We start from the raw sequence: 19,384 nt of genomic DNA, 5'->3' as shown, positions 1-19,384 counted from the left end.
TGAGAGAAGGTTTTAAAAGGGTTTTGTGCGTGTTAGTAAGAATGAAAGCGCTTGCAATTTAAAATGTATATTTATCCTATTGGGAAAAAGTTTGGGAATATATAAGGACGATGCAGTAAAGGGATCGTAGGTTATCTGTGGAATACGTTTTTCATATAGGTATACCTCGCTATGCGAGAAAGGATGATAAAGATGGATCTACGCTATCCGATTGGCCCATTTGAATTCACAGAAAAAATTCAGCTGGAAATGATCGAACAATGGATTTCGGATATAGAGGTGTTGCCTACTTTACTGAAACAAGAGATAGATGGACTCAGTGAAAAGCAATTGGATACTCCTTACCGTGAAGGCGGATGGACGGTTCGACAAGTGGTACATCATTTGGCGGACAGTCATTTAAATGGTTACCTGCGTGTACGGCTTGCATTGACGGAAGATGAACCTACTATTTTAACTTATGATGAGAATAAATGGGCGGCGTTACCTGATGCTACGGGAGCTCCTGTCTCTCTTTCCATTCATTTGCTCACTTCGATTCATGCCCGCTGGATCTATCTGATAAAGTCGATCTCAGCAGAAACTTTAAAGGGGACATACCGGAATCCAGAAATGGGCATACTTACGCTTGCGCAAAATTTAGAGCTATATGCATGGCATGGAAAGCATCATGTCGCACATATTACCACACTTAAGAAAAGGATGAACTGGTAGTAATGACGTATAAATAACTCCTAATTCGACAAAATAAGAACAAATGATCCCGTTAAAAAAGGAGGGCATTTGTTTGAAAGAGATTGTGATTACCGCGATTACCATACTGGGTCACGTATGGATTGTCTACTTGCAGTTGCGTTTTACCTTATTAGAACGTATGCTTACCAAATCATCGGAGGAAGAAGGACAGCAGGAATAGCATCCACTCCATTCACAAGGTAGCTTTCGGTCCATCTTGATTACCTTCATGTTCTTGCGTATTAATTTCTGTAAAAATATGGGATTTAGGTTGCGTGTTGACTGGTTTGGAGCTTAGGTGCTGTAAATGATCGAGAATGAGCTGGATATCTTCCTTCGTAGCCGGTTGCTTAGGGGGCTTTAGGGCATAACCAAGTTGACCGCTCACTTCGATCGTGGCCCATTCTACATCTTCAATATTAGCGATACCTACTTCTCGTAATCGGGTTTCTAACTGGTCGACAGTTAATCGAAGCATACGCAGGTTTTTTACGTTTAATTGACCGTGCTCGATCACCATCTTCGCTTTTCCAGTACCAATGGTTTCAAAGCGATCAAACTTCATTTGCAAATACTCAAAAATAAGCATAAAACAGACGAGAACAAAGGCTGCTAAAAAAGTATAGCCAATCCCATGCCCGGAAACCGGTTGAATCAGCAACGATCCGATTCCAATCATCACCACAACCTGAGCGATTGTCATCTGAGAAATCGATTTGCGACCGCCCAGTCGCAAAATGATCGTACCGATTACAAATATAAGAAATGTCTTCCAAACGATTTGTATGAACACAGCGGACCCCTCATCTTTGCTTTTCCTTAATACCATGTCCATATGAGGAAAAAATAAACAGCAAGCCTTCACACTTGATGTGTGGGGGCTTGCTTGTTGATTTTAATAATCCGAGTTGAGACTGATGTGTTGTAGCGCGGTATTGAGGACCTTTATGGTTTCCTCCGAAATATTGTAAGTATGAAAAACTTTACTGGAAGTCTCGATGAGGTGATACGCCTGGTGTTCAGTCGGCTCCAATCTAATATCGCCTGCTAATGTTTTGATGAGAAAATTAAACTGTCTCGTATTCTTGTTCGATCCTGACACATAATCAAATGAAACCAGATATTGATCGATCGCTTCAAGCATAAGCCCTGTTTCCTCACGAACTTCACGCTCGAGTGCAGAAAATAAGCTTTCACCTGTATCCACAGTACCACTTGGTAGTTCTACGAGTCCAGCCACGAAATCAGTGTCTACGCGTTCGAGGAGCAGGAAGCGGTTATCTATACGTATCACCGCACCTACAACCAACTTCTGAATACCATCCTTTTGAGCATCACTAACCAACTGCTGAACGGTATTATGATTGATTTTTGGATGTATGTCTACACCTCCAAGTCGTTGTTTTTATCTCTGGCTATACATTGAACTGAGCTGGTGCCCTTTTCTTTATATAAATAAGATCAAATATACAAAATGTCTAACACATTAAACAAAAATGAATGCTGAAAAGGGTGAAAAAATGGTACTAAGGGAACGCATTAGAGTGACAACTGAGATAGGGAAATATCTGAAAGAGAAAACCCATATTCCACAGTCCACAATATCTAAAATTGAACGGGGGAAAGGATTAAAATGGGACAAGCAAACACTAGCAGAGATATGTGCCTGCTACGAGATCCCCTTTGAAACCATTGAAAACTTTCAAAAAGAGGATGAATCAGAGGATCAGTTAGATCTTAGACTAAAGCTGACAGCAATTGAACATGGGATGAGGTTAGTAAGCCTAGATGATGGGTTACATGAAACCCTGCAAGAGAGTGAGTTTTGGAAGGAATTAGAGTCCACTGTGTATTATTTAAAAGGTAGGAATTACAGTGGTAACAAAAAATTTGACTTAGCAATCGAGATGTACAAAAAAGCGATAGAAATTGAAGAAGAGGTTTTTGACACAACGATAAGAACAGATAGTGAATGTGACAAGAATTTAAATATAGTGGCAGCCTGTCATACTGCTCTTGCTAGAATCTACAATATGAAACATAAATTGAATGAAGCTATAATTGAAGTAGACAAAGGAATTAAATGCTTTAACCAATCTGGAGAAAGAAAATATTTATACTCTCATTTATGGATCACAAAAGCAATCGTTCTTACAAGAATTGATCGGGATCATGAGGCGCTGGGGAAACAAAGATTTAGTATCTCATGCTGATGCTCGTTTAACAATTGTTTTAGTACGAATGGATATTCTGAAAAAAATGAAAATGTATTTTCATGCTATAGAGGTGGGTCTTTCAGTGTTAGAGGAAGCTTATATTAACAATCTTATAGACCGATCTTATGAGATATGGTATACATTGGGTGAATGCTACTCTAAAACTGCTGATTTCAAGAACGTGATGTCATGCTTTAGTATGGCTCTCGCTCTAGAAAAGTCAATTACCAGAAAATATTTAACCATTAAAACCTACACACAACTAGGCATTCTACACTTAGAGTTAGGGCAAGTTGAAAAAGCTCGAAGTTTATTGGATAAAGAGATGCAGAAAGGGGAACTATACAATGATGAGTATAGATTGGTTGAATCCATGAAATCTTTAGCTGAATGTCAAATTGTTCAGAAAGATGATCTGCTAGCTTACAATAATTTAGTTAGAGCATTATCGATATCCCGCGACTATTATCTTAATTTAGAATTTGACATCTTATTGATTTTAATCGATATTTGTGAAAGATATGGTTTAAAGAAGTATGGAAAATACGCTAGTCAATTTATTGAATTGACAGTAAAAGAGCACCGTACACGGAGGACTGATATTATGTATCGTTTTGAAACTGATCCGCCAGAGATCCAATTCTAATGAAATACTGCTGATAAAATGAGAGCGTGCAGACTCAGTCAGTACGCTCTCATTTTACGAATAACTCGTAACACAGCCCAAATGTAGAAATGATGGAGATCAACACCCTTGATAAATTACATAGTTGTAAAAATTGCATGTATCCCTTTATTTTTCATGTTATGATGTAGGGTATATTCTGAAAAATGAAGGTACCTTAATGAACAACTTACTGAAAAAACTATTCTCAGACTCTGCGGCGTTTGCATTTTCGACGATGGGTAATAAGTTAGTCGCTTTTTTACTAGCACCGGTATATATTAGCTATTTAGCAAAAGATGAGTTTGCTGCATGGGATCAAACCAATGCTTACACCTTAATTTTGACTTACCTTTGTATATTAGGTACAGATGCCGCGATGGCGTATTACTTCTTTGACGCGAAAGAGCTGAGAGAGCGTCGTATCTACTTGTCTAACGCACTATTGTTTAGTAGTCTGGTTTGCATTGTAATTGCACTCATCATGTATTTTATAGGCGAATATGTTAATCCGATTGTATATGGTGAAGTTGTTAGATCAGATTATAAATATTTACTTTTTATCGCGACAATGGCGACCTTAGGTGCGATTGTGATCCAGCATCTGCTTGCATATGCCCGCTATATGCAAAAGAAATGGCTGTTTAATTTTTTTAGCATGGGGTACGTTATAGGTTCTAACCTATTGAGCCTATGGTTTGTTGTTTACGATAGCGGAATTGTAGGCTTATTTTATGGGCAGTTAATCGGCCAGATAACAATTGCCATCATCTTGATGATTTTGTTTAGATCGGAGTTTATTTTACAATTCTCCAAAAAACATCTCACAAATTTAATCAAATATGGTGCCCCGCTGGTGCCGACATTAATCTCATTTTGGGCGATTACGGCAATTGGTCGCTCTGTGCTGGTACACATAGATGGTAGTCAAGCGGCTCTATATTCGGGTGCGCTTCGAGTTGCGAGTATGATTGTCTTAATTACGGCTCCGTTTCAGTTGGCATGGCGCCCTTTTGCGATGTCGATTAAAAGCAGAGATGATGCAAAACGTATCTATAGCTTAGTGGGGCGAATCTTACTCGTCATTGGGACACTGTCAATTATGGTTATGACTTTTTTTATAAAAGATTTCAGTGCATTTTACTTGAAGAAGCTAGCTCCTGCGTATCCTTATATTTGGATTCTCTCACTAGGAACGCTTCTAAATGTTTTACATACTGTTTTTGCAGTAGGTCTACTTATTAATAAACAGACTAAGAAAATATCCAAAGCATTTTTAATCGCTTCGCTTATTTATGTATTGGGTTGCTTGTTTCTAATCCTCCTTTATAAGCTGTGGGGGGCAGTAGCCATGACTTTGATTTCCTATTTTTTGGTCATTTTACTTGTTTACAAACAAAACCAGAAAGTTTATGCGATCAATTTCCGCTTTCCATCTATCGTCATTTATCTATGTATTTATATAGCTGTAATGACTGGTATTACATGGCTTCAATTGCAAAGTACCATAGATTTGTGGCGGTACGATCTATTAGCACTGTGCATCATGATCGTTTCGGTTTTCGTATCAGGTCTATTTTCCATTCGATCGTTGGGGTTGTTAAAAAGATTAATTATAAAAAAATGAATGGGAATTCGTGCAATCTTACTGACTATAATAGCTAATGATAACGATAGGAGAAGGATCCTCCGTTTAAATAGCTAGAATGGGCTAAATCATTCTTAAATTAATGTATACAAAAGTGAATTTATAATTTATAATGAATAATTATACATACCTTCAAATTGGGAGTAGTGATAAAAATGAAAAAAATAGTCATGGTTACTTCAATCGCACTTACCGTCCTTTTTTCTAATGTAGTTAGTGCTACCGCTTTGCCATCTCAAAATTTAAAAGGGTCCTCCGATTCTTTATTGTTGGCTGGATGTATAGCCGGTTTTCAGCATCATTGTGATCGAAATCAAGTGTAATTACGAACAACATATTGATTGACTCAATTTAAGTAGCCGTCCTCAGACAAATAGAGGACGGTTATTTTCATGTAGATGGCTTCTACGAAGAATATTGTGGAGGGCAAATCGTTAACGATCTGTTTACCGAGCTTGACAAAATGATAGCTTAAACGATATTTTCCTATAAGGTGTAGGTGTACCGAATGACGATTGGGTCGGATTCGGCTATTTTCTGATCACTTGTACTAGAGCTAGAGGAGAATTCTTCAGCACTTATGTATTCGCTACTTATATTAGAATATTCATACTGCTAAGATGCTATATACTTAAGATAATCGTATTTAGGCTTTATGAGCCAATCCATTTTTCAAAATGAAGGACGGAGCAAATATGCGAAAGATTATTCATGTGGATATGGATGCCTTTTTTGCGTCAGTTGAGCAACGTGAAAATCCGGAGTACAGAGGGAAGCCGATTGTAGTAGGTGGTGATCCCTATGGGCGTGGTGTAGTGGCTACATGCTCCTATGAAGCGCGACAATTTGGTATTCATTCTGCCATGCCTGCTAAACGGGCACATCAACTTTGCCCACAGGCCATTTTTGTTCGTCCACGTATGAAGTTGTATAAGGAAATTTCGCTGGAATTGATGGATATCTTCTATCTTTATACGAACCTAGTCGAGCCATTATCAGTGGATGAGGCCTATTTAGACGTAACCGATAACAAAAAAAATATGAAATCGGCTACGTTGATTGCAAAAGAGATGAAATCGGTTATAAATCGTCGGTTACGTTTAACCGCGTCTGCAGGCGTATCTTATAACAAGTTTATTGCGAAGCTTGCTTCAGGCTATCAAAAGCCAGATGGTTTGACGGTGGTGACGCCGGCACAAGCTGTGGCATTTATCGATCGGATGCCGATACGGAAGTTTGCTGGAATTGGGCAAGTCACAGAAAAACAACTGAAAGACTTAGGCATACATAAGGGTATTGAGCTACGTGAATGGTCGTTACAGCAATTGGTTGAGCTCTTGGGTAAACGGGGCGAGATTTTGTATCACCAAATTCGAGGAGAAGATACTAGGCAGGTAAACCCTAAACGTGTCCGAAAATCAATCGGAAAAGAAATGACCTTAAGTGAGGATATAGGTGTGCGTAGCGAGATGATTCCGATCTTAGAAGAGCTAGCACAGCAAGTTGCAACCTATCTGCAAGATAAGCAACTAGTCGCTCGAGTTCTGGTACTTAAAATGAAGTTTCACGATTTTAAGCAGATTACGAGAAGGCTCACCTTACCTACTCCAATTCACACCAGCAGTCAGATCATGAAGTATATCTTATTTATGCTAGAACGCATGAACCTAGAAGGAAAGCAGGTAAGGTTGTTAGGGATGAGCGTAGCCGATTTGACTGACGATGAACCACATATAAAGCAACTTAGTTTATTTGAGGAAGAGGATGAGATGATGTATACCCAAATAGAAGATCGTGATGTCTAATGGATATACAAGTCGTATACGGGATTATAGTGTGCTTTGATGGGTGTAAACTTGTAAAGACGCATAAACAATTGAGGGGTCCATACCTGTTTTTTTATGAATTCTGTGTGACCATTCATGTAGCGATGAACAAGGGTTTTCTCCATATAAACCGTCATTTGTACTTATAAAACTTCTCCAGTTATAAAACTCCCAATGTCCAATTTCATTATCCAGTGGCAGTCGCATTTCACATAGCGGTTTGTCTAATGAAGATTGCGAAAAATGACCTGCTTCAATGAACTTTTCTCTCGAAATGCTTCTCAAATCATAGATCTGACTGCTTATTTCACCATTAGGACGGTAATATTTAATGAAACAGCTTTGATCAGAAGATGCCACTTGTATGTTAGCACCTGGGAAAAACCCTTCTAAGGGCTTCTTAGTAAAGCATTCACTTGAATAATCTAACAAAATCGGAGCAATCCATTGATCACCAAGATCACAAAGATAACGATATCCATTCTTGCCGATAGCTACAACAGCAACATGTGCTTTGGGGGTTAGGAGATGTCGTCCTATGAGATAAGCTTCTATACCAGCGTCATGAAACTCATGTAACAACCACAGGGCGAGGTCAAAACAGTTGCCACTCGTTCCGTATTGCTTACGATGTTGGACCATTTCTTCAATAGTACGTTGTCTCGGGCCATCTTTTTGCACAGATAGCCAAGCTTTAGTAAGTGTTTCCAAGGGATATTTATCAAATTGGTTCCATACCTTTAATACTTCGCTAGGTGCTTTCAAAATATTCACTCCTGTATAAATGCTGAGGTAAAATTCATTGAGCGATGAGGTTTTGTTAGGGGCTATCATAACAAACAATGAGGAGGGGAATTTATATATGTATCCCTTAGAAGTATACATATATGCTACTTTATTCGTATCCATTATATATTATATAGGTTCTAAACATATCAATTTTGTTAGCATACACAAAAAAATGTTCCATTCTTTTTTTCTAACAATAGGTGTATGTGTTGGATTTCTAGCAACAGGTGTATATATGACCTATAATTCGATGCGCAATGGTGTAAACTTTGATATCCCCTTTCATCTTACGTGGGGATACGCTAATGAGATATGCAGATGAATGGATCGTACAAATTGACGATATATCACATTTTGTAGCTATACAAAGCTCTTATGCACGAAATGATAATCTTGATAAGTTGGTGGTTGCTAAAGAGAGACCCTATATCCTTCATGATCCTGCTCTAAAATTAGGTATCGATTCGTATTGACTTCATGATGAATTAAAGACTGAACTCAGTATTGTACTGGGTTCAGTCTTTGTTATTTCACGTTGATTATCGAGTACTTTATCAAAGTACGCCTTCACCAGGATCTAAAACAAATGAAAATGAAATAAAAGTAAATGTTTTAATTGACATTTATTTCATTTTCATTTTAAATGAATAGGTAATTATTTTAAGAAAGGAATGTATACATTGAGAAATCATCCTATTTTGAAACGCATGGGAATCATCGCCATGCTACTGATTTTTCTGTTTACGAGTCTGTTGCCCACACCGATATACGCAGCCGAAATGGTAACGACTAGCTTTACAGAAAAACGCACCGCTGTAGTAGAAGCATCATCAAGCTTACTACTCACAGCTGAAGAATCAAGTAAAGGCGCTTGGAATTCACTGGTCGACTTCTTCACAGATCGTGATGAAGAAAAGGCGAAGGCGGAAGAAATTGCTGACGAGACGCTTTATCAAAAAGAAGAAGCACCGGTCGGTGAGAAGATTCCTAAAGCCGAAAAAGTAAAAGAAGATACCAGTGAACGGGATCAGAATAGTAAAGTGTTCGAACTCTCTGACGGACGCAAACAAAAAGAAATCTCTGCTGATCCTGTCCACTACAAAGACGAAAAAGGCAAATGGCAAGAGATTGATGTCAATGTCAAAAAGACGAAACAAAAAGGTTTTAATTATGAAAATACCTCTAACACGTTCCGCACTTATTTTGGAACTTCATCCTCCACGCTACTACGTTTTGAACATGAAGAGAAGCAAATCGATTTTAATCCAGTAGCAGCGCAAGCAAATGTGAAACCGACCATAAAGGAAAATCAGGTTACATATGTGCAATTATGGGACAAAGCCGATCTCATCTACGATGTGGGAACGGACTCACTCAAAGAAACCATTCGATTGAATCAGAAAGTAGAAAATCCGACATATACATTTCATTTGAATCTTAAAGGATTACAAGCCAAGGATGAGGAAGATGGTTCGATCCGTTTTGAGGATCGAGAAAGCGGCAGAGTGGTTTACCGCATGCCTAAACCTTTCATGATGGATGCAACACCTGATGAAAACTCACCTTATGGTTTTATCTATAGTGAAAATGTCAAGCAATCAGTCAAACAAGAAGGTGATCAAGCAACCATCACGATTGAAGCGGATCCCAAATGGATAGCTGATCAAAACAGAAAATTCCCAATTTTAATTGACCCAACCATTAAGATTGAGCCAACACCCACTGAAAGTGTCGATGCTTACATCGCGAGTAAGGATCCAAATTACAATACGGAAGGTACATGGCGTCTTAAGGCTGGAACCAGTGATAACTCGATTTATCGGGCACTTGTGAAGTTCGACTTATCTTCCATTCCGAAACAAGCGATATTAAATGAAGCCACCTTGTCGATGTACTATGATCAGGAAATTGATACGACAAGCGGTAGTCACTCGGTTTCGATGAGTGCCCACCAAGTGACACGGGATTGGGATGTAAACAATGTGACCTGGAATCAGTCCCACACAGGCATTAAATGGGGCAGTGGAGGTGGCTCTTATAATACCACGCCAATCTCTTACTATCACGCTATAGATAATGAATCAACCTATACCTCTAAGGTAGGAAACTGGCCATTATCTAGTTCTGTAAGTGGTTCATACCATGGTACTTATGCACCTAATAATCCAGGCCAAGGAAAAGAAACATTCACTTATGTACCCCATTTTAAAGAAGACGGGGTGTATGAATTACAAATTTTTTACACGAGTTCCTCAGATCGTGCAACGAACACGCCCTATACTGTGCATTATGAAGGAGGACGCAGTCAAACGGTACGTGTCAATCAACAGAAAAATGGTAGTCGCTGGGTAACCATTGGTTATTATCCGTTTGAAGCTGGTTCTTCCCATAAAGTAGTGATCTCTGATGATGCGAACGGCTATGTCATCGCAGATGGGATTCGTTTTGTGAAGCGTGCAATCGCAACGAAAACAGCCAATTCCAATAATGCCTGGAATCACTTTGGTGTACGTGAATTGGTACAAAAATGGCTTCAAGGTACAGCACCCAACTATGGTTTTTTGTTACGTGCACGAGATGAAACCTTGGGGAAAGGCGGGCCCATTTATACGGCCAGTCAAAACTATGATGAATCTTCCATACGTCCACGGTTAACCGTGATCTATGATGAACCAAGTGTATCACTTACAGAACCGACAACCGTCTATGCTACCGGTGCAGACCTGAAGTGGTCCAAGTATACAGAAGATGACTTTGTAGAATATCAAGTACACCGTAGTGTTTATCAAGACTTTGTTCCGGATGAGTCTACTTTGATCGCTCCAATCGATAACAAATATCAATTGAACTATACGGATACCACAGCTGATCCCACGCCAGCAGATGACCCTGATCCACTAGGAAATGCTTACTATTACATGATCGCTGTGAAAACAAAAAGTGGAGAACTTAAACCAGGTGCTTCTGTCCTGACGCGTCTTCCGAAGGCGGGCATGGCACTAAAAGTGTTTCAAAATCCAGAAGAAGATACAACGATATCCAAATCGAAGCCAACCATGAATCTAAATACCATTGAAGGTAAGAACTGGTTAATGGTTGGAACCAATAGTGGCACATATGGTACAACACGAGCCCTCATGCGCTTTAATATCCAATATATTCCAAAGGGTGCAAAAATTGTCAATGCATCTTTAAATCTATGGGGTTGGTATCGTGATATTGATGGGGGGAGTTCAGACGCCACGTATGCGTTGCACACTCTTACGAAGGCATTTTATGAAGGAAGTGCAACATGGAATACATCGAATGCAAATTTTGATTCCGCAACACTCGATACCGTTTCCGGAATTACAAACGATCCGAAATGGCGTGTTTGGAACGCGACACAAGCCGTTGATGCATGGCACACAGGTACAAAGACCAATTATGGTTTCATGTTAAAACTGCTTCCAGGCAGTCTTGAGCGGACACTCTTTTTAAGTAACGAAACCAAAGAGAAGACGCTACGGCCAAAGTTGAAAGTGATTTACACTTTACCAACAGCAGAAAATACTTATCATGCACCCGAAACCCCAGCCGATATGGTGGTTGGAGATAACCATGAAGTACTGGTTACCATCACCAACACCACGGATCGGATCTGGAAAAAGGGCGATGAACAACTGACCTATCGGTGGTCCGGTGATCAAGCGCCACAAGGAACCGATCGTGTGAATCTGCCCAAAGATGTAAAGCCTGGAGAAGCCGTACAGGTAAAAGCCCAGATTCATGCGCCGGTACTGCAAACTAAAGCATATCGTGAAACGCGGAATCTGGAATGGGATATTGTCAATCAATCGGGCGAATATTTATCAAAAAGTGCCCAAGGGATTCCAGCTTTACAACAAGCGATTGTCGTACAATCCCAGAAGAAAGCGGAACACCTCGGCTATGAACCCCACCAAGGATTAATTGGAAAATATACAGGAGCAGGTACAGATATTACCGCAAACCTCTTTTATGGAAATACCATGTTTAGTTACAGTCCGTTCTCCAATCCATCAAAAGGGTTTGACACCAATCCGACGCTCACCTACAACAGCTTAGATGCATCAGACTCCTTATTTGGTCCAGGTTGGTCGTTTGCCCTCACCAATATGATGCGTGTGGGAACACCGGCAAACTCCAAGGGGGTTAAGATAGATCATACAGGCAAAATTCTATCTGGTACCGTCCTCTTTATCGATGGTGATGGAACCAAATATACATTTGTTTACGATACGAAAACCAAGAAGTTTAAGAGTCCAAAAGGAAGCAAACTGCATCTCATTTTGAACTCAATGAATAATAAAACGTATCAATGGCGCATTACAACGCAAGATGGTACTTACTATTATTTTGATAGCGAAGGCTATATATCGAGAACAATCGATCGTAATGGTTTCAAAATGGATTATGTGTACGAAAAACGAAGTGTTGGGAATCTGAAGGTGAAGTTCCTTAAGTACTTAAAAGATCATCACGGTCGTCGTACCATCGCGATGGAATATTATGGATCGAAGGATACGAGTGATCCAGATGTATTAAATCAAGTGAAAAGCATGACCGATATCTCAGGGCTGAAATTTTCCTTTACCTATAACCATGAAGGATATCTGACCAAGATTACAGAAGGAGACGGAAAAACAGGCGCTAAAGTCTACCAGTTCTCCTATGAACAAAATCGGATGCGGACGATTACCGATCCACGTGGGAATATTAGTCAGGTTTACTATGATGACGGCGGTCACGCCACCAAAATCATAGACCGGGAAGGAAAAGAAACTCATTTAGAATACCGGACTTCTGCGGATGATGCTGAAAATGCGATCACTGTGGTGACTGATGCCAAAAACCGCAAAAGTGTGTATAAGTTTAATAACGACGGGCGTCCGATTGAATATACCAATGACCGCAATGAAACGGATAAATTTGGTTGGGATGAGGATCGTAACCTGATCCGTAAAGAAAATGCCAATGGTGCTGTCACCACTTGGACTTATGATGACAATGGCTATATGCTTACCCAAACCGATGCCATGAACAATGCCATCTCTGACGTGAGTAAGCGTAAGCAAACGAAGATGGAGTATGACTACCATCTCGATGGTCATGTGGCAGATCTGAAGAAAGTGACCAGTCCAGAAGGGCACGTTTCCACCTATACGTATGACCAGATGGGGAATTTGCTGACTGTAACGGCACCAAAAGGGAATGCGACCGCTACAGCAGGTGACTACACCACCAAATATACCTATCAGAATGAATTGCTAGCCAGTATCACCGATGCGAAGGGCAATAAAACGACCTATAGCAACTATGGTGCAAGTGGTTTACCTGAAAAAGTTACCAATGCGCTAGGAAAGAGCACGACCGTTTCCTACGGGTTACGTGGTGAAGTGCTGACCGTAGTCGATCCAGACGGGAATACGGGTACTTATACGTATGATTCGTTCTTACGACCGCTTACCAGTACCATGCCAGTCGACAAAGCGACGGGACGTAAGATTACGATCCCAGCACCCGTCTACGATGCCAACGACAACATACTGGAAACCACCACACCAACAGGTGTAAAAACGACTTACAGCTATAACAAAAATGACTGGGTGATGCAGGCAACACTCCCCTCCGATACGACAAATGGAGCAAAACGCCTCGTCACATATGAATACGATCATGTGGGGAATCTCATTAAAGAAACGCAACCGAAAGGAAACCTCACATCAGAAGATCCAGATGATTACGCTACGCAATATCTGTTTGATCAATTACATCGTATTGCCAAAGTGATCAATAGTGAAGGACACACCTTATCTTATGAATACGACAACGTCGGCAATTTGGTCAAAGTGACTGAACCGAAAGGGAATGAGACTGAAGCAGCTGACGATTATAGCACGACCTATGCCTATGACTTAAACGGACGTCTTACGAAAGAGACGGATACACTCGGCAACAGCGTTCACTTTACCTACGATCATGATGGCAATCCGGTCAAGGTAACAGATGAAGAAGGAAATATAACCGAAGCGAGTTACGATGAAAATGGTCAATTGACCGCTATGCGAACCCCGCATGACCAAAATGTCGTTCGCACCACGCAGTATAAGTATGACACCGTCGGAAACTTAACCGAAACGATTACACCGCGTGGGGTAGCAACCAGTACAGAAGGGGATTATGTTCATAAAACGGTCTATGACAAGCTGAATCGGGTACAAGAAATCATTTACCCACGTGACCCGAATAGCAGTAACGCGCGTGAGCGTGAAGAACATAAACTTCAATACACGTATGACAATTTGAGCCGTATTACCGAAATTAGTGCACCCGCCTCATCGGGACAAACGAAGCGAAATGTGACAAAGGTCGATTATTTTGATAATGGCTGGATCAAACAAACGACCGATCCACACGGCATTCAGGCCAAATACGCCTACAACGATCTCGGACAAACCACGCAGTATACGTTAAACGGTGAAGGTGGAGCCGAGCAAAGAGAGCAAAACTGGACCTACTATCCAGATGGAAAAGTGAAGACCGAAACAGAGCGTAACTCTGATCAGACTACACTTATTATTGACAATGCGGATGCGACTAAAGTGGAGCAAGAGGGAGATTGGGGAGCTTCATCTCCTAATAGTGATAAGTATCACGGAACAAATTATCTCGTAAATGAAAACGTTACAGGCTCTTTTACATGGAAATTAAATGTACCTGCAGCAGGTGATTACGAGGTATACATCAAAAATGTTTATCATCAAACGCGTTCGAAACGAGCACCTTTCAGCATTATCCATGCCAAGGGTACGTCATATCGCGAAGTCGATCAGTCCAACCCTGATCTTCATGGAGAGTGGGTAAATCTTGGTAGTTATTCATTCAGCAACGCGCAAACAGGTAAAGTCACTCTAACGGGATCTGCTAGTGGCTCAGTTGTTGCCGATGCAGTCAAACTCGTGAAAAATGACCGCAGTGTGGAAGTGAATCTAAAAGAAGCTCAATCATCCGGGAAGTGGCAGGATGGAAGTACGTCTTACATTAATGAAAAGAACGTACTTCTGAATTCAGATATGGAAGACGCGGCTTATTTAGCACCTGACGGTTGGTTTGAGCTTGTCCGAAATGATGAAGGAACATCTGGTATCGTACATGAAGATGGACGTCATATGCTAAAGATCACCACATCATCAGAGACTGCACAATCCGGTCATCGGATACTGGCGCAAGATATCGCTGTGACGCCGAATACTGTATATACGATGAAAGCAAAAGTACGTACGGAAGATATAACAGATGCGAAAGCATTCTTATTGACCCGACAATTAAATGCACAGGGTACGACATCATCGGGAGGATACACGGGTACAGAAGATCAAGCTGCTGTGGGGAGTAAGGACTGGCATGAACAAACCTTTACCTTTAAAACAGCATCAGATACGAGTGTCGTACGGCTATATGCAGAAGTAAACCATGCGAGTGCGAATGCTTCAGGAACAGCATGGTTTGATCAAGTGCAGTTTTATCAAGATGCAGATGCATTTTTACCAGCAAAAGATTGGTTTGAACTAGTCAAAAACGATGAAGGAACATCTGGCATCGTCAATGAAGACGGGCGCCATATGCTGAAGATCACCACCTCATCAGAGACTGCACAATCCGGTTATCGGATACTGGCGCAAGATATCGCTGTGACGCCGAACACGGTATATACGATGAAAGCAAAAGTACGTACGGAAGATATAACAGATGCGAAAGCATTCTTATTGACCCGACAATTAAATGCACAGGGTACGACATCATCGGGAGGATATACAGGTACAGAAGATCAAGCTGCTGTGGGGAGTAAGGACTGGCATGAACAAACCTTTACCTTTAAAACAGCATCAGATACGAGTGTCGTACGATTATATGCGGAAGTAAACCATGCGAGTGCGAATGCTTCAGGAACAGCATGGTTTGATCAAGTGCAGTTTTATCAAGATGCAGATGCATTTTTACCAGCAAAAGATTGGTTTGAACTAGTCAAAAACGATGAAGGAACATCTGGCATCGTCAATGAAGACGGGCGCCATATGCTGAAGATCACCACCTCATCAGAGACTGCACAATCCGGTTATCGGATACTGGCGCAAGATATCGCTGTGACGCCGAACACGGTATATACGATGAAAGCAAAAGTACGTACGGAAGATATAACAGATGCGAAAGCATTCTTATTGACCCGACAATTAAATGCACAGGGTACGTTATCATCGGGAGGATATACAGGTACAGAAGATCAAGCTGCTGTGGGGAGTAAGGACTGGCATGAACAAACCTTTACCTTTAAAACAGCACCAGATACGAGTGTCGTACGATTATATGCGGAAGTAAACCATGCGAGTGCGGATGCTTCAGGAACAGCATGGTTTGATCAAGTGCAGTTTTATCCAGTAAATGAAGAAACTGCGAAGAAATATCCTTATATGTGGGTGAAAAACTTTAAGTCGAGAGACAATGGAACGATACAGTTAGATCGCACAGAAGCTTATCAAGGTGAGTATGCGCTAAAAGTAACAACAGCATCGACAGATCGTGCTTATGGATATATTGCCGCTGGTCAAGAATATCAAGTTAAGCCCAATACGACCTATTCGTTACAAGCATTTGTGAAAACAAAAAATTTGAAAGACGCGAATGCTTTTATTAATCTCATGCAACTTGAGCAGAATGGATCGTTCTCATCAGATAGAAAAAGCCATACGCGTGATCAACAGCTTACCGGTACAAACGACTGGTCAAAGCAAGACCTTACATTCCAGACGGGACCCGATACAACTCATATTCGAATCTTGCTCGAAGTCGATCATACTAGCGATACGGCAAGAGGAGAAGCTTGGTTCGATCAAGTAGAGTTGATAGAGGGGAATCTCTTACAAGAGGTTCAAATGAGCGAAGCGGGTAATGGTGAAAGTAAAGCGACTTGGTCCATTGATATACCGAAAGATCGCTATGATTTGTATGTACGTTATCCGTCCTTTACCACATCTGCTACCCAAGCACCTTATACGATCCATCATGATGGGGGTACAGACACTGTTCGCATCAACCAGCAACAAAGAGATAGGGAATGGGTGAAGCTAGGTACCTATCATTTTGAGGGAGATGCAAAACATCAAGTTGTGCTAAGTAATGATGCCAATGGACTTGTTTCAGCAGAAAGCATACGTCTAGTGCCACAATCGAAAACGAAGTCCTTTACCTATTCGTATGACGTCAATGGCAACCTAACCCAGTTGCAAGATCACAGTACAGATGCGAAGATGGATACGTATCAGCTGGGGTATAACAAGCTGAACCAGCTGGAAACGATGCAACAATTGATGAACAATCAAGTGGATCAAACCATTCGCTACCAATACGATAGCAACGGCAACTTGATCCAGCGGGCACATGATAGTGGGGTGCAAGACTACACCTACACCGAACGCAACTTGCTTAAATCGATTCAAGATAAGCAAAATATGAGCGATCCAAACCCGCGTACGTGGTCCTATCAATACAACGAATTTGGACAAGTGAGCCAGTCAGTCATTCCAAATGGCAATACGACCAGCTACAGCTATTTCCTAGATGGACTACCGAAACAAAAAACAACACGTAAGTCTGATCAAACCTTGCTGAACCAGCATACACTTACGTACAATGAAAACGGACATCGCACACAAGATACCCTTCAGCTAATCGATGCTGATGGCAAGACCGTCAATAGCCAGACCCGTTACACCTACGATCCACGAGATCGTGTGACGCAAATGGTGAAAACAGGCGACAATCCACTGAATGAAACCGTGGAACTAGACGCCAATAGTAACATCATCAGTCATACACAAAACGGCAAAACCAAGACGTACACTTACGACCGCAACCGCATGCTGACGCAAACCGTAGATGGAAAAACAAATTCCTACCTCTACGACAGCTTAGGTAGCCTCCGGATGGTGCACGATGGCACAAAAGCAACAGAGAAATACCAATACGATGGCTTTAGTCGTCTCACGCAAATGCAAAAAATGGATGACCAAGGGAAAGTGAATACCACGTCCTATACCTATGACTCCTTCGACCGTACCACCAGTCGCACAGGAAGCGTGGGTACCGACAAAGAAGAGACAACCACCTTCAACTACCTCGGTCTATCTGACGATGTCATCAGTGAAGAAGTAGCCGGTAAAATCATCCGCTCCTACACGTACGCACCATGGGGAGCCCGTCTCTCGATGCAGCACCACGACAAAGACGAAGTCTCCTACTACGGCACCAACGCCCGTGGTGACGTCGAGATGCTATTCGATGAAAACGGAAATACCCGTGCGACCTACGGCTACACCATGTACGGTGAAAACCAAAAAGAAGCCTTCACTGGAGTCGACAAGATTGACGAAGCTAACCCAGACAAAGCCATGTACAATCCGTACCGCTACACTGGGAAACGCTGGGACGACGATACCGAAACCTATGACATGGGCTTTAGAAACTACAACCCAAGCATCGCCCGCTTCGATACCCGGGACATGTACGCCGATGCCGCGCAAGATATTGGACTGGCGATGAGTCTTGCAACAGGAAGTCGTTATGCCTTTGCAGGAGGGAACCCGGTCAGTTATAGCGAATTGGATGGGCATTTGCCACAGGCGTATGATACTTCAATTACGAATAAAGAGGTTTTCAAGGCTCATCGTGAAACACATGACGGTGAATCTTATGGACAAACGTTAACAAAACAAAAGAAGAAATTGAATACGGGGAAACCAAAAGGCAAGGCTTGCGATTGGGAGTGTGGTAAAAAGAAAAGAGAAGCCAAAGGTGGTAATAGCACCAAAAATACCTCTACAACCAAGCCAAAACCACCTGAACCTAAGTCATTTCTAGATACTGTTCTCGATAGTTTTGTTGATGAAATGTCAGGTATAGATCTAGATGATGTAAGAGCTGGGAAGTATACAGATAGTGATAGTAGTCTTAATTGGACGGCTATGTGGAAAACATACTGGGCTCATATATCTAATCCTGATTTGCTCTCAGTAAGTATAGGTGCGACAATCCCCGTGAATACGGGTGGTAAAATACCGTCAGTCGGTGGAGCCTCAAAGAATTTAGATGGGATTAGGATAATAAATAAAAAATATGCAGGGCAAACCTATGAATTAAGTGGAAATTTAGCAGTAAAATATCCTGATGGTGTTAAGTTTACCAAAGAAGGTTTCCCCGATTTTAGTCCATATTCAAAAAATAAATTTGAGTTTGCTGACTTAATAGGCGACCATTATTATGATTTTAAAAAGGCTAATGAGAAACTAGGAGTGAAGAAAACTCCACAAGGATATACATGGCATCATGTAGAAGATGGTAAAACAATGATGTTAGTCCCAACAGATATTCATCAGGCAGTAAGGCATACTGGAGGGGCTTCATTAATTAAGAAAGGTCTAAGACCTTAGGA

Annotated in this window: 12 protein-coding genes; 9 read left to right on the top strand and 3 right to left on the bottom strand. The window is 41.2% G+C overall.

What is annotated here, in order from left to right; all coding sequences use genetic code 11:
* Positions 1-192: 192 nt before the first annotated feature.
* Both IC619_RS14080 and IC619_RS17135 read left to right on the top strand, forming a co-directional pair.
* Positions 193-714: a YfiT family bacillithiol transferase gene (locus IC619_RS14080; RefSeq protein WP_249669875.1), complete on the top strand. Its 522-nt coding sequence runs from the start codon at positions 193-195 to the stop codon at positions 712-714.
* Between the two features lie 73 nt (positions 715-787).
* Positions 788-916 carry a hypothetical protein gene (locus tag IC619_RS17135; RefSeq protein WP_255506031.1) on the top strand — a complete coding sequence of 43 codons (129 nt, stop codon included), beginning with the start codon at positions 788-790 and terminating at the stop codon, positions 914-916.
* A gap of 12 nt (positions 917-928) precedes the next feature.
* Here IC619_RS17135 and IC619_RS14075 read toward each other — a convergent pair whose 3' ends face one another.
* Together IC619_RS14075 and IC619_RS14070 are read right to left on the bottom strand one after the other, a co-directional pair.
* Positions 929-1,528 carry a YetF domain-containing protein gene (locus IC619_RS14075; RefSeq protein ID WP_191140777.1) on the bottom strand — a complete coding sequence of 200 codons (600 nt, stop codon included), beginning with the start codon at positions 1,526-1,528 and terminating at the stop codon, positions 929-931.
* 102 nt (positions 1,529-1,630) lie between these two features.
* Positions 1,631-2,044, bottom strand: a complete 414-nt coding sequence (locus tag IC619_RS14070) for an NUDIX hydrolase (protein WP_249669874.1) — start codon at positions 2,042-2,044, stop codon at positions 1,631-1,633.
* A gap of 235 nt (positions 2,045-2,279) precedes the next feature.
* Between IC619_RS14070 and IC619_RS16885 the strand changes: the two genes are divergently transcribed.
* The 5 genes from IC619_RS16885 to dinB all read left to right on the top strand — a co-directional run bounded on the left by IC619_RS16885 (position 2,280) and on the right by dinB (position 7,068).
* On the top strand, positions 2,280-2,948 hold the full coding sequence (locus IC619_RS16885) for a DUF3856 domain-containing protein (protein WP_191140775.1): 669 nt from the start codon (positions 2,280-2,282) through the stop codon (positions 2,946-2,948).
* An 85-nt stretch (positions 2,949-3,033) separates the two neighbouring features.
* Positions 3,034-3,597 (top strand): hypothetical protein, encoded by a 564-nt coding sequence (locus IC619_RS14060; protein WP_191140774.1) that lies wholly within the window; start codon positions 3,034-3,036, stop codon positions 3,595-3,597.
* A gap of 199 nt (positions 3,598-3,796) precedes the next feature.
* Positions 3,797-5,242 (top strand): lipopolysaccharide biosynthesis protein, encoded by a 1,446-nt coding sequence (locus IC619_RS14055; protein WP_191140773.1) that lies wholly within the window; start codon positions 3,797-3,799, stop codon positions 5,240-5,242.
* Positions 5,243-5,418: 176 nt separating this feature from the next.
* Positions 5,419-5,586: a hypothetical protein gene (locus IC619_RS14050; protein WP_191140772.1), complete on the top strand. Its 168-nt coding sequence runs from the start codon at positions 5,419-5,421 to the stop codon at positions 5,584-5,586.
* 372 nt (positions 5,587-5,958) lie between these two features.
* Positions 5,959-7,068, top strand: a complete 1,110-nt coding sequence (gene dinB / locus IC619_RS14045; protein ID WP_213260940.1) for a DNA polymerase IV — start codon at positions 5,959-5,961, stop codon at positions 7,066-7,068.
* A 24-nt stretch (positions 7,069-7,092) separates the two neighbouring features.
* Here the strand turns inward: dinB and IC619_RS14040 are convergent, their stop codons facing one another.
* The gene (locus IC619_RS14040) at positions 7,093-7,863 is read right to left on the bottom strand and encodes a hypothetical protein (protein ID WP_347239807.1); all 771 of its coding nucleotides are present in this window, start codon (positions 7,861-7,863) and stop codon (positions 7,093-7,095) included.
* A 320-nt stretch (positions 7,864-8,183) separates the two neighbouring features.
* Here IC619_RS14040 and IC619_RS14035 point away from each other — a divergent pair, with 320 nt between their 5' ends.
* Together IC619_RS14035 and IC619_RS14030 are read left to right on the top strand one after the other, a co-directional pair.
* Positions 8,184-8,351 (top strand): hypothetical protein, encoded by a 168-nt coding sequence (locus IC619_RS14035; RefSeq protein WP_191140770.1) that lies wholly within the window; start codon positions 8,184-8,186, stop codon positions 8,349-8,351.
* A 207-nt stretch (positions 8,352-8,558) separates the two neighbouring features.
* Entirely contained in the window at positions 8,559-19,382 is a 10,824-nt protein-coding gene (locus IC619_RS14030; RefSeq protein WP_213260938.1) for a golvesin C-terminal-like domain-containing protein, read from the top strand.
* The last annotated feature ends 2 nt before the right edge of the window (positions 19,383-19,384 follow it).

The organism is Polycladospora coralii, from assembly GCF_014773435.2.
GTDB lineage: Bacteria > Bacillota > Bacilli > Thermoactinomycetales > Thermoactinomycetaceae > Polycladospora > Polycladospora coralii.
Note: the sequence above shows the minus strand (reverse complement) of the source record. Positions and strands in the feature narration are given on the sequence as shown.